The 12,776-nt window shown below is 59.9% G+C and carries 10 protein-coding genes and 1 tRNA gene; 10 read left to right on the plus strand and 1 reads right to left on the minus strand.

Features of this window, described 5'->3' with window-relative positions:
- Positions 1-227 precede the first annotated feature (227 nt).
- From BJF91_RS15325 to BJF91_RS15370, 10 genes are all read left to right on the plus strand, one after another.
- On the plus strand, positions 228-1,100 hold the full coding sequence (locus BJF91_RS15325) for a carbohydrate ABC transporter permease (RefSeq protein ID WP_075615317.1): 873 nt from the start codon (positions 228-230) through the stop codon (positions 1,098-1,100).
- A gap of 2 nt (positions 1,101-1,102) precedes the next feature.
- Positions 1,103-1,933: a carbohydrate ABC transporter permease gene (locus BJF91_RS15330; RefSeq protein WP_075615318.1), complete on the plus strand. Its 831-nt coding sequence runs from the start codon at positions 1,103-1,105 to the stop codon at positions 1,931-1,933.
- 14 nt (positions 1,934-1,947) lie between these two features.
- The gene (locus BJF91_RS15335; RefSeq protein WP_075615319.1) at positions 1,948-2,961 is read left to right on the plus strand and encodes an ABC transporter ATP-binding protein; all 1,014 of its coding nucleotides are present in this window, start codon (positions 1,948-1,950) and stop codon (positions 2,959-2,961) included.
- Complete coding sequence (locus BJF91_RS15340; protein ID WP_075615320.1) at positions 2,958-3,734, plus strand: L-iditol 2-dehydrogenase; 777 nt, start codon at positions 2,958-2,960, stop codon at positions 3,732-3,734. Before BJF91_RS15335 ends, BJF91_RS15340 begins: the two co-directional genes overlap by 4 nt.
- 275 nt (positions 3,735-4,009) lie before the next feature.
- Complete coding sequence (locus BJF91_RS15345; protein WP_075615321.1) at positions 4,010-5,497, plus strand: mannitol dehydrogenase family protein; 1,488 nt, start codon at positions 4,010-4,012, stop codon at positions 5,495-5,497.
- A gap of 68 nt (positions 5,498-5,565) precedes the next feature.
- A complete protein-coding gene (locus BJF91_RS15350; RefSeq protein ID WP_075615680.1) occupies positions 5,566-6,240 on the plus strand; it encodes an HAD family hydrolase in 675 nt (224 codons plus the stop codon).
- Between the two features lie 193 nt (positions 6,241-6,433).
- Entirely contained in the window at positions 6,434-8,005 is a 1,572-nt protein-coding gene (locus tag BJF91_RS15355) for an FGGY-family carbohydrate kinase (RefSeq protein WP_075615322.1), read from the plus strand.
- A 325-nt stretch (positions 8,006-8,330) separates the two neighbouring features.
- On the plus strand, positions 8,331-9,527 hold the full coding sequence (gene mnmA, locus BJF91_RS15360) for a tRNA 2-thiouridine(34) synthase MnmA (RefSeq protein WP_075615681.1): 1,197 nt from the start codon (positions 8,331-8,333) through the stop codon (positions 9,525-9,527).
- A 158-nt stretch (positions 9,528-9,685) separates the two neighbouring features.
- Positions 9,686-9,762 (plus strand) — tRNA-Met (locus tag BJF91_RS15365).
- Between the two features lie 338 nt (positions 9,763-10,100).
- Positions 10,101-12,158: a TonB-dependent siderophore receptor gene (locus BJF91_RS15370; protein WP_407639891.1), complete on the plus strand. Its 2,058-nt coding sequence runs from the start codon at positions 10,101-10,103 to the stop codon at positions 12,156-12,158.
- 101 nt (positions 12,159-12,259) lie between these two features.
- Here BJF91_RS15370 and BJF91_RS15375 read toward each other — a convergent pair whose 3' ends face one another.
- Positions 12,260-12,640 (minus strand): GFA family protein, encoded by a 381-nt coding sequence (locus BJF91_RS15375; protein WP_075615324.1) that lies wholly within the window; start codon positions 12,638-12,640, stop codon positions 12,260-12,262.
- Between the last annotated feature and the right edge of the window lie 136 nt (positions 12,641-12,776).

Here is a 12,776-nt window from a genome sequence, read left to right on the forward strand (position 1 = left end):
AAAAAGCCCTCTCTGCCCTGCCGGGCATCTCCCCCTCAAGGGGCGAGATGCCCGGCAGATGACTCTCGCCCCCCAATCCACACGTCGAAGAACACCGCCCTAAGCTGTGTTTGAAATGGAAGATATCGGATCGGGTTCTCCCCCCTTGTGGGGGAGATGGCGGCGGCCAGAGGGGGTTTCCCAACCACACCATCAAAACTCCAACACCCCAAAGAGGCGCGGCAGACATGGCGACGACCCATACCCACTCCTCGGCCCGATGGATGATGGCACCCTCTGTCATCCTGCTGTTTGCATGGATGATCGTGCCGCTGGCCATGACCATCTATTTCTCGGTGCTGAACTATAATCTGCTGATGCCCGGCGTGCATGAATTCGTCGGCTTGCTGAATTACGAATACTTCCTCACCGATCCGGCCTTCTTTGCAGCTCTCACCAATACATTGATCTTGGTTGGCGGCGTGCTGGCCATCTCGATCATCGGCGGCATTGCTATGGCGCTGTTGCTCGACCAGCCGATGTTCGGCCAGGGTATCGTCCGCATTCTGGTGATTTCGCCCTTCTTCATCATGCCGACCGTTGCGGCCCTGGTGTGGAAGAACATGCTGATGAACCCGGTCAACGGGCTGTTTGCCTTCGCCTTCAGACTGGTGGGGCTAGAGCCGCTGGACTGGCTTTCCGCCATTCCGCTGACCTCGATCATTGTCATCGTTGCCTGGCAATGGCTGCCATTTGCCACCCTGATCCTGCTCACCGCGCTGCAATCTCTCGATGAGGAGCAGAAGGAAGCAGCGGAAATGGATGGAGCCGGGCCGATCTCGAAATTCATCTACATCACCCTGCCGCACATGTCGCGGGCAATCACCGTTGTGGTGCTGATCGAGACGATCTTCCTGCTCTCGGTGTTTGCCGAAATTCTTGTCACCACCAATGGCGGCCCCGGCACCGACAGCACCAACCTGACCTATCTGATCTACAATCAGGCCCTGCTGCAATTCGATATCGGCGGCGCATCCGCAGGCGGCATTGTCGCGGTGGTGCTGGCCAATATCGTTGCCTTCTTCCTGATCCGCCTCATCGGCAAGAACCTGGAGAGCTGATCATGGCCCGCGAAATTTCTACCCAACGCAAGCTGACCTTCACCCTGATTGCCTGGGCGATTGGTCTGCTGATGTTCTTCCCGATCCTCTGGACCTTCCTCACCAGCTTCAAGAGCGAAGGCGATGCCATCGCCTCGCCGCCAGTGTTCCTGTTCTTCCACTGGACCACGGAAAACTATGTCGAGGTGCAGGGTCGCTCCGACTATTTCGCCCACTTCATGAATTCGGTGGTGATCTCCTTCGGCTCGACCCTCGTGGGCCTCGCCATCGCCATTCCTGCCGCCTGGGCCATGGCCTTTTCGCCCACCAAGCGCACGAAAGACGTGCTGATGTGGATGCTGTCGACCAAGATGATGCCGCCGGTGGGCGCGCTGATCCCGATCTATCTGCTGTTTCGCGATAGTGGATTGCTCGATAGCCGCATTGGTCTGGTCGGCGTGCTCACGCTGATCAACCTGCCGATCATCGTCTGGATGCTCTATACCTATTTCAAGGAAATCCCCGGCGAGATCCTTGAAGCCGCCCGCATGGACGGGGCGTCGCTGGTCAAGGAAATCATCTATGTGCTGACGCCGATGGCTGTTCCGGGCATTGCCTCGACGCTGCTCCTAAACATCATCCTGTCGTGGAACGAGGCCTTCTGGACCCTCAACCTGACGACCTCGGCGGCAGCACCGCTCACCACCTTCATCGCCTCCTATTCCAGCCCCGAAGGCCTGTTTTACGCCAAGCTCTCGGCTGCCTCCACCATGGCGATCGCCCCGATTGTCGTGCTCGGATGGTTCAGCCAGAAACAGCTGGTGCGTGGTCTCACCTTCGGCGCTGTGAAATAATAAGGAAAACGAACATGGGCAGCATTCAGCTTAAAAACGTCTCGAAGGCCTTTGCCGAACATAAGGTCATTCCCGGCATTGATCTCGAAATCAACAATGGCGAATTCGTCGTCTTCGTCGGCCCTTCCGGTTGCGGCAAGTCCACCCTGCTGCGGCTGATTGCCGGGCTCGAGGATACGTCAGGCGGCAAGATCTTCATCGATGGCAAGGACGCCACCGACACCAAGCCGTCTGAACGCGGTCTTGCCATGGTGTTCCAGTCCTACGCGCTGTATCCGCATATGAGCGTGCGCTCCAATATCGGCTTTCCCTTGAAAATGGCCGGTGTCGACAAGGCCGAGATCGACCGCAAGGTCACGGATGCCGCCCGCATTCTCAACCTCACCGACTATCTCGACCGCAAGCCGCGCCAACTCTCCGGCGGCCAGCGCCAGCGTGTTGCGATTGGCCGCGCGATTGTGCGCTCGCCCTCCTGCTTCCTGTTCGACGAGCCGCTCTCCAACCTCGACGCAGCACTGCGCGTCAACATGCGGCTGGAAATTACCGAACTGCACCAGAAGCTCGGCGCAACCTCGATTTACGTCACCCACGACCAGGTGGAAGCCATGACCATGGCCGACAAGATCGTGGTGCTGAACAAGGGCAATATCGAGCAAGTTGGCTCGCCGATGCAGCTCTATCATCACCCCGCCAACCTCTTCGTCGCCGGCTTTATCGGCTCGCCGAAGATGAACCTGATTTCAGGCGAAGCCGCCGCTCCCTATGGTGCGAAAACCATCGGCATCCGTCCCGAGCATGTGACGCTGTCGACCTCTGCAGGCAAATGGCAGGGCAAGGTGACCATCGCCGAACATCTCGGCTCCGACACGCATCTGCATGTCGACGTCCCCGGCATCGGCCTGATGACCGCCCGTGCTGATGGCGATTTTACCGCCCGCCATGGCGATACGGTGTTCATTACGCCAGACGACAGCCGCATCCATCGCTTCAACGAGCAGGGCCTGAACGTGAAGGAGATGGCCGTATGACTGGCAGACTCGAGGGAAAATCCGCCCTGATCACCGGCTCGGCCCGCGGCATCGGCCGCGCCTTTGCCGAAGCCTATGTTCGCGAAGGCGCAACGGTCGCCATTGCCGATATCAACATGGAACGAGCAACGGAAACCGCCAAGGCTATCGGCGACAAGGCCTATGCCGTGCATCTGGATGTGACCAATCAGGCGTCCATCGATGCCGCCATCAAGGCCGTGGAAGACAAGACCGGCGGCCTTGATATCCTCATCAACAACGCAGCGCTGTTTGATCTGGCTCCAATCGTCGAGATCACGCGCGAGAGCTATGACCGGCTGTTTTCGATCAATGTCGCGGGATCGCTGTTCATGCTGCAAGCAGCGGCAAAGTCGATGATTGCCCGTGGCAAAGGCGGCAAGATCATCAATATGGCCAGCCAGGCCGGACGGCGCGGCGAAGCGCTGGTGGCGATCTATTGTGCCACCAAGGCGGCCATCATCTCGCTGACCCAATCGGCGGGGCTGGACCTGATCAAACACGGCATCAACGTCAACGCCATTGCCCCCGGCGTGGTCGATGGCGAACATTGGGATGGCGTCGATGCGCTGTTTGCCAAGCACGAGAACCGCGCGCCCGGAGAAAAGAAGAAGCTGGTTGGCGAAGCCGTTCCCTTTGGCCGTATGGGCACAGCCCAGGATCTGACCGGCATGGCAATTTTTCTGGCCTCCAGCGACGCCGATTATGTGGTGGCCCAGACCTATAACGTCGATGGCGGCAATTGGATGAGCTGACATGGGTGGGGAGCGGTGGAGTTTTGCGATGCCTTTGGGTCTCAAAAGAGCGCTTCGCGTACCCCTTCTGGCTGCCGCCATCTCCCCCACAAGGGGGGAGAAAGCAGACGGCAAGCCGCTCGTTCCGGTTAAACCATTCGCAATATGCGGGTGTCGATTGCTGATAGAGGCGCACGTCGGCCCCACGGTCTCTCCCCCCTTGTGGGGGAGATGGCGGCAGCCAGAGGGGGTCTTTTCCCCACCCATTTCCCGAAATTCATTCAGGACATAACCCGATGACCACAAAACTCTCCCTCTCCACCCTGAAGGACGCCAGCGCCAAGGCTGCTATTCCGGCCTATACCCGCGACAGCCTCACGGCAGGCATTGTCCATTTCGGTGTCGGCAATTTCCACCGCGCCCATCAGGCCATCTACCTGCATGAGCTGTTCAATCTCGGCAAAGATCTCGATTTTGCGATCATTGGCGCAGGCGTGCTGCCATCCGATGCCAAGATGAAGGAAAAGCTCGCTGCTCAGGATTATCTGACCACTGTCGTGGAGCAGGATGTGGCGAAGAGCGCTGCCACCGTCACCGGGCCGATGGTGGATATGATCGCCGCCCCTGACTTTGCCGGCATGATCGCAAAGCTGGCCGATCCCGCCATTCGCATCGTTTCGATGACCATCACCGAAGGCGGCTATTTCATCGATCCCGCCACCGGCCATTTCGATCCCAAGCACCCGGCCATCGTTGCGGATGCTGCAAACCCCGACCAGCCGAAGACAGTGTTTGGCCTGATAATCGCAGGCCTTAAGGCCCGCCGCGCCGCCAATATTCCGCCCTTCACCGTGATGTGCTGCGACAACATCCCCGGCAATGGCGAGGTAACGGAAGCCACCATTATCGGTCTTGCCAAACTCTCCGATCCCGATTTTGCCGAGTGGATTCACCACCACGTCGCCTTCCCAAATTCCATGGTGGATCGCATCACCCCCGCCACCGGTCCGCGTGAAATCGACATGACCCGCGATGCTTATGGCATTGACGATGCCTGGCCGGTGTTCTGCGAAGAGTTCAAGCAATGGGTGCTGGAAGACAAGTTCCCGCTCGGCCGCCCGGCCTTTGAGGAAGTCGGCGTTACCTTCGTTGAAGATGTCGCACCCTATGAGCTGATGAAGCTGCGCATCTTGAATGGCGGCCACGCGGCTATTGCCTATCCGGCAGCGCTGATGGACATTCATTTTGTCCACGAAGCCATGGAAAATCCGCTGATCCGCGCGTTTCTGGCCAAGCTGACCCACGACGAAATTATCCCCGTCGTGCCGCCAGTTCCCAATACCAGCTTGCAGGATTATGCGACGCTGATCGAGAGCCGCTTCTCCAACCCGAAAATCGGCGACACCATTCCGCGTCTGGCGCAGGACGGCTCGAACCGCCAGCCGAAATTCATCCTGCCATCGACCGCAGATCGTCTCGCCAAGGGTCTTGACGTCGTCGGGCTGGCGCTGGTCTCTGCCCTCTGGTGCCGCTATTTCGAAGGCAATTCCGACAGCGGCAAGGCTATTGTCTTCAATGATGCGAGCGCCGAGCGCCTGCAGAAGACAGCCATTGCTTCGCAGCAAGATCCGCTGCTATTCCTTGCGCTTGACGATATCTTCGGCTCCGTGGGGCAAAACGACAGGTTCCGGCAGCGTTTTTCCAAGGCGCTCCAGCACCTTCGCACCCATGGCACCGCAAAGACCCTGCAGAGCTACATCGATGGCAGCTTAGCCGCGGCTTAAGTCGAAACGTATTTCCAGACGCCAGACCGGCTGACGCTTTTGCTGGAAATGCTGAAAAGGATAAGATGATGCATGACCCGGCCACCAAGCTGGTGATCTTCGACTGTGACGGCGTGCTTGTTGATAGCGAGCCGATCTCGGTCGAGGTCATGGTGGCCGAGTTCGAAAAGGCCGGCGTGGCGATCGATGCTGACTATGTCTATCGCCATTTCCTCGGCCGCAGCATGGCGACCGTGGTGGAAACCGCGAAGACGGAATTTTCGCTGGCCATCGACGAGGCCTTTCTCGCCAGCCTGCGCGCCCATCTCTTCGACCGCTTCCGCCGCGACTTGCAGCCGATTGCCGGACTGACGGATGCGCTCGACGACCTAAGCCGATCAGGCATCGCCTGGTGCGTCGCCTCCTCCAGCCAGCCGGATCGCATTGCCCTGTCGCTCGACGTGACCGGGCTGATCGACCGCTTCCGCCCACATATCTTCAGCGCCACCATGGTGAAGAACGGCAAGCCGGCCCCTGACCTCTTCCTCTATGCGGCAGATAAAATGACCGTGCCTCCCTCGGCCTGTGTCGTCGTGGAAGACAGCCCCGCTGGGCTGAAGGCTGCGCGCGCCGCCGGCATGCGGGCGCTGGCCTTTACCGGCGGCGGCCATGCGGTGGGTGATATCTACCATCGCAGCATTGACGAGCTCGCCCCGGACGCCAAGTTTGACGTCATGGCAGATCTGGTCCAATTTATTCCATAAGCGGTTGTTCACACATGATTGGCGGCACGGGAGCGAGCCGGCCCGTGCTGCGGAATGGACTGTGAAGGCAAGAGTTTGTCAGGGAAAACGAGAGATCGGTTTTCCCGCAAAGACAAGTGAACACGAGGGAATCGAGAGTTTGTCAGGTTCAAATCTGAAACCCGGCAGACTCTAGGGCGGAAACAACATCATCATGCGAGACCATCTGATTGCCGTGGATGTCGGCACCGGCAGCGCACGCGCCGGCGTCGTGGCAAAGGACGGACGGCTGCTGGCACGGCGCGAGCACCCGATCCTGCTATCCCGCCCCAGCGATCACAGCGGCGAATATAGCTCCAGGGATATCTGGGCGGCCTGCTGCATTGCCGTCAGGTCTGCTCTTGCCGCCTCAGGCGTGCCTGCCGCCGCCATCGCCGGACTCGGCTTCGACGCAACCTGCTCACTGGTCCTGCTCGACCGCCAAAGTCAGCCGCTCTGCCTCAATCCAGACGCGCCTTTCGACACCATTGCCTGGCTCGACCACCGCGCCACCGCAGAAGCGGAGGAATGCGGCCGGATCGACCACCCAGTGCTCGCCCATAATGGCGGCGCGCTGTCACCAGAGGCGGAAATCCCCAAGCTGATGTGGCTGAAGCGCCAACGGCCTGAGCTTTGGGCGCGCCTTGGCCATGCCTTCGACCTCGCCGATTTCCTCACCTGGAAAGCCACCGGCAGCACCGCCCGCTCGATCAGCACCCTGACCTCGAAATGGACCTTCTTCGGCCATGCCAAACCCGGCTGGCAGCAGGATTTTCTGGACCAGATCGGCCTTGAGGACCTTGTGGCCCGCGCCGGCCTGCCGGAGGACGCCGTTGCGGTCGGCAAGCCAGTTGGTATGCTGAGCCTGGAAGCCGCAGAAGCCCTGGGCCTCGATGCCGGCATTCCCGTGGCGTCAGGCATGGTCGATGCCTATGCGGGCGCGCTTGGCGTGCTCGGCTCCACCGATCTTGCCGCGTCCGAGGTCAACCATGTCGCGCTGATCGGCGGCACCTCCAGCTGCCTGATCGCGCTGAAACCGCAGCCCTTCTTTGGCTATAGCCTGTGGGGCCCCTATTACGAGGCGGTATTTCCCGATCTCTGGCTGGTCGAGGCCGGGCAATCGGCCACAGGCGACCTGCTCAATCATATCCTGCGCAGCCATGTCGAAGGCGGCGACCCCAGCGTCGACACCCACCGCCGCGTCATCGCCCGCATCCAGGAACTGCGCGCCTTGGAAGGCCCCGCATTCGGCGAGAAAATCAACGTTCTGCCGGATTTCCACGGCAACCGCTCGCCCCTTGCCGATCCGACCCTGACCGGCACCATCTCCGGCCTGACGCTGGATCGGTCTTTCGATGGGCTTTGCCGGCTCTACTGGCGCGCCTGCGTCGCCATCGTGCTCGGCCTGCGCCAGATCGTCGAGACCCTGGCCGACAAGGGCGTGCACCCCATCCGCCTGCACCTGACCGGCGGCCATGTGAAAAACCCGCTGCTGGTGGAGCTTTATGCCGACGCGACGGGCTGCGAGTTCTCGGCCAGCGACGAAACCGACGCCGTACTGGTCGGCACCGCCATCAATGCCGCCAGCGCCGCCGGCCTTTATCCGAGCCTTGTGGAGGCCGGTCGCGCCATGGCCGAACAGGGCCGACCGGTGACGGCAAACCTTGAGATGAAGGGTCGCTATGACCGCGACTACGCCCGCTTTCTCGCCATGCAACGCCACCGCGCGGAGTTGAACGCTTTGTAAGACGGTTTGCCACAACCGAACGACGGCATCCCCGCCGGCCAGGATGGTGCTGCGCCGTTGCCAGGAGTTTGTCAGGGAAAAGCAGACCCTGATAAATTCCAGAGCACGTATCAGCAGTTCGATATTCCTTCCGCGTCCTGGCCATCCGAACCGCTGCCCGGGACGTGCATGGCTGGCAATACGGATGCCACCTTGCACAGAAGGCCAATCCTTTCTATATCCTGCCCACTAGACCGCAGCCGAAAATGACCGCTGCAAGGCCGCATTGCCCGGCAGAGACGGACGAGACCACTGACATCCCGCAGCCAATGAAGAAATGACGCCTTTGAACACGCTGGATTTTGACAAGAAGCCGGAAGAGACCCGTGTCGTCGTTGCCATGTCTGGTGGCGTCGATAGTTCGGTCGTGGCCGGCATGTTGAAGCGCGAAGGCTATGACGTTCTCGGCATCACGTTGCAGCTTTACGACCATGGCGCCGCCGTGCACCGGGCCGGTTCCTGCTGCGCCGGCCAGGACATCGACGATGCACGCCGTGTCTGCGAAACGCTCGGCATTCCCCATTACGTGCTGGATTACGAGCAGCGCTTCCGCGATACCGTGATCAATCCGTTCATGGACAGCTATATCGCTGGCGAAACGCCGATCCCCTGCGTGGCCTGCAATCAGACGGTCAAATTCGCCGATCTCCTGGCAACCGCACGGGAACTCGGCGCCGATGCGCTGGCGACCGGCCATTACATCCGCTCGCGCGCCCTGCCCTTGGCAGATGATCCCGGCCACCGAGCCCTGTTCAGGCCGATCGACAGCGAGCGTGACCAGAGCTACTTCCTGTTTGCCACCACCCAGGAACAGATCGACTATCTGCGCTTTCCGCTCGGCGGCCTCTCCAAGGCCGAGACCCGAAAGCTGGCCGAGGACATGGGCCTTGTCGTTGCCCAGAAGGCCGACAGCCAGGACATCTGTTTTGTGCCGCAGGGCAAGTATGCCGATATCATCAACAAGCTGAAGCCGAATGCCGCGCTTGGCGGCGATATCGTCCACCTCGACGGCCGGGTGCTCGGCCACCACGAGGGCATCCTGCATTACACCATCGGCCAGCGTAAGGGCTTGGGCGTCGCCACCGGCGAACCGCTCTATGTCGTCTATCTCGATGCCCGCTCGCGCCGGGTGATCGTCGGGCCGCGTGAGGCACTGGAAACCCGCCGTGTCTACCTGCGTGACATCAACTGGCTCGGCGACCGGACCATCGTTGAAGAAGCAAAAGACGGTTTTCCCTGTTTCGCCAAGGTGCGCTCTACCCGTCCGCCAACCCCTGCGACACTGCATGCCGACGCTGATGGCATCTATGTCGACCTGGAAATGGGCGAGGCCGGCGTCGCCCCGGGGCAGGCCTGCGTGCTCTATTCGGCCGAAGGTGCAGATGCCCGCGTCTATGGCGGCGGCTTCATCGAGCGCTCGGAACGCCAGGCCGAGGCCGAGGCGCATCTGAAGGCACTTCTCAATGGTGCCGTTGCCGCTTAAACCTCTGTTTCACAAGATAAAAATACCGATTTCGTCAGGGGACGGCTCAAGCGCATCCTTTTTTACATTTTGCCGGCTTGACTTTGCAATGACGCTCGACTTATAAGCCGCCCATCGCTTCGGACGGCTTTGTTTCACAAGCCGGTTCACCGATGTGTGGCGGGGTAGCTCAGGTGGTTAGAGCGTGGGATTCATAACCCCAAGGTCGGCGGTTCAAGTCCGCCCCCCGCTACCATTTCAATCCAAAAATCAAAGTCCATTCTGCTGAATGCATGATTTTGCAGCGACTGCTGCGGTGTGCTGAACGCAACCCGGCACAATCGAAAGCTTCATCTTTTTTAGCTGCACGCAAAGTTTGAATTTCTGGGAATTGTGTCAATTTTAAAGTTGACTCTATTTGTATAGTTCATATTGTCCGCCTGTGCCGCGAAGGACCTGCTTCGGGGCGCACCTATTGCATGTAAGGAGAGGCGGAGAATGACAAGATCGACGAAGGCGCCCGCTGGGCGTATGCAGCCTGCCAGCCACAGACTGTCGCGCCATGCGCAGACACTGCTTGGCGGCATCGCCGCAATGGCGCTGCTGGCGACAGCACCCGCTTTCGCCCAGGACGGCGAAACCAACCTCTCGACCATCACCGTCAAAGGCAAAGGCACCGCGACCGGTCCCGACGCCAATTTCGTTGCAGAAGATACAACCGTCGGCAGCAAGACCGACACGCCTCTGATCGATATTCCCCAGGCTGTTTCCGTCATCACTATGAAAGAGATGGAAACCCGTGGCGTGACCGATCTTCAGGCCGCTGTCGCCTACACGTCGGGCGTCGTCTCCGACGAATGGGGCTCGGACGATCGCTACGATTACTATCGCATCCGCGGCTTCGACACGACGACGCTCGGCTTTTACCGCGATGATCTCAGCGCCCGCATTCCCGGCTGGTACACCGCCGCCCGCACCGAGCCTTATGGCCTTGAGCGCGTAGAAGTATTGAAGGGCTCCACCTCGACCCTGTTCGGCCTCAATGGCCCGGGCGGCATGATCAACGCCGTCACCAAGCGTCCGACCGATCAATTTCACGCCGAGGTCTATACAACGTTTGGCGAGGATCACATCGAGACCGGTACGGATTTCGGCGGCCCGATCGACAAGGACGGTGTCTTTACCTATCGCCTCACCGCCAAATGGCAGAATGCCGACCTCGGCAGCGATCATTCCAATGACGACCGCTTCTATATTGCCCCCGCGCTGACCATCAGCCCGGATGACAGCACTTCGCTGACCTTCCTGACCGATTACAACAAGCGCAACACCACGCCCGCCGTCGATTTCCCTGCCGGAATCAAGATCGACAGCACCAAGTTCTACGGCGAGCCTGACTTCAACAAGTTCGACACCATCCAGAAGGATATCGGCTACCAGTTTCGCCATGAAATCACCGATGGCCTGACCTTCCGCCAGAATGCCCGCTATTCCCATGTCGATCTGGATTACGAGACCGTCTACGGTGCCTCGACCGATCCGACAGCCAGCCGTTCGGCCTTCTCGGTCGATGGCAAGTCCGACCGCTTTGCCATCGACAACCAGCTGGAATACGACACCAGCACCGCACGTCTCGACAGCAAGTCGTTGCTGGGCGTCGACTACTCCTTCGACAATACCTATGAAAACATGTTGGCGGGCAGCGCTCCTGGCATCAGCATCAGCAATCCGGTCTATTGCGGCCGCGCCTGCGTCAGCATGTCCCCCTATATCGATTGGCGGGTGAAGCAGAAGGCGCTCGGCGTCTACGCCCAGGAACAGTTGACGCTGGACGATCGCTGGATCCTGACATTCGGCGGACGCTACGACCACGTCAATACGACGGCCGACTACTTCAACTCCGCAACGAGAGACGACAACACCTCGGATGCCTTCACCAAGCGCGTCGGGCTGAGCTACAAGATCACGCCGGAACTGGCGGCCTACGCCAATTACTCGACCTCGTTCCAGCCGACGATTACTCCAACCGCCAACGGGTATACCCTGGCGGGCACGCTGAAGCCGCAGGAAGGCGAACAGTATGAAATCGGCCTGAAGTACAAGCCTGACAGTTTCGACGCCCTGTTCACGCTTGCCCTGTTCGACCTCACCCAGACCAATGTGCCCACCAATGTGTCGCAGGTCCTGCAGCGCCAGATCGGCAAGGTCCAGGTGCGCGGCGTCGAACTGGAAAGCAAGGTTGCGTTGAACGACCGCTGGAACATGACCCTCGCCTATTCCTATTGGGATGCCGCGATCAAGCAGGACAGCACGGCCAGCGATACCGGCAACCGTCCGTCACGCACGCCGCAGAACGTCGCTTCCGCTTGGCTGGACTATACCATTCCAGGCGATGGCTGGCGCGGAGACCTGACACTGGGCAGCGGTGCACGCTATGTCGGCTCGACCTATGGCGACGAAGCCAACACCGTCCGGGTCCCCTCCTATATCGTGTTCGACGCCATGGCGAGCTACAAGGTCACCGACAACGTCACCTTCGCGGTAAATGCCAAGAACCTGTTTGACAAGAAATATGTCACGACCACCTATTTCGGCTCGTCCTACTACGGCGACCGTCGTACGGTGCTGGGAACGCTGAAATACACCTGGTAAGGGCAGCGCTGAGCACCTGATTGTATGATTGGAAAAGCCGGCGGCGTCGAAAGAGACCGCCGGCTTTTTCGTTTGTAGAGGGTCAAACGGCCGGCTTGCACTTACTGCTGGTTCTGCGGCAGTCCGTCGGTAATCTCGTAATAATCGCCCTTGTCGGCGACGAAGATATGCAGGCCGAGTTCAGTCCCGGTCGGCCCCTCGAAGGCCCCCATGGCCACGGCGATCCAATCCTTGTGCGGCGGATCGAAAAACAGCGAGGCGCCGCAGACGCTGCAAAAGCCGCGTCTCACTTTCTCCGAGGAGTGATACCAGGTGATCTTATCGGCACCGTCAATCTCGATCCTGTCCCTGGCAATCTCGGTCGAGACGAAATAATGGCCAGAATGCTTGCGGCATTTCGTACAGTGGCAGGCATCCGGCGGTGGCAGATCGCCGTTTACCCGAAAACGAACCGCACCGCACAGGCATGATCCTTTATGCATCGCTCTTCCTCCCTGATCCTGTCGCCAGCAGCTTGCCAGCAAAAGGAAATCAAAGTCACGTCAATCTGCAAGGAGGATTAAGCCCAGGACGCTCTCGCCCTTCTCGCCCAAAGGGGAGAGATGCCGGCGGGCAGAT

The organism is Gillisella taibaishanensis (assembly GCF_001938985.1).
Classification (GTDB): domain Bacteria; phylum Pseudomonadota; class Alphaproteobacteria; order Rhizobiales; family Rhizobiaceae; genus Allorhizobium; species Allorhizobium taibaishanense.

Coding starts and splice junctions, on each gene's coding strand:
- BJF91_RS15325 (WP_075615317.1), top strand. CDS start 228: ATGGCGACGACCCATACCCACTCCTCGGCCCGATGGATGATGGCACCC.
- BJF91_RS15330 (WP_075615318.1), top strand. CDS start 1,103: ATGGCCCGCGAAATTTCTACCCAACGCAAGCTGACCTTCACCCTGATT.
- BJF91_RS15335 (WP_075615319.1), top strand. CDS start 1,948: ATGGGCAGCATTCAGCTTAAAAACGTCTCGAAGGCCTTTGCCGAACAT.
- BJF91_RS15340 (WP_075615320.1), top strand. CDS start 2,958: ATGACTGGCAGACTCGAGGGAAAATCCGCCCTGATCACCGGCTCGGCC.
- BJF91_RS15345 (WP_075615321.1), top strand. CDS start 4,010: ATGACCACAAAACTCTCCCTCTCCACCCTGAAGGACGCCAGCGCCAAG.
- BJF91_RS15350 (WP_075615680.1), top strand. CDS start 5,566: ATGCATGACCCGGCCACCAAGCTGGTGATCTTCGACTGTGACGGCGTG.
- BJF91_RS15355 (WP_075615322.1), top strand. CDS start 6,434: ATGCGAGACCATCTGATTGCCGTGGATGTCGGCACCGGCAGCGCACGC.
- BJF91_RS15370 (WP_407639891.1), top strand. CDS start 10,101: ATGGCGCTGCTGGCGACAGCACCCGCTTTCGCCCAGGACGGCGAAACC.
- BJF91_RS15375 (WP_075615324.1), bottom strand. CDS start 12,640: ATGCATAAAGGATCATGCCTGTGCGGTGCGGTTCGTTTTCGGGTAAAC.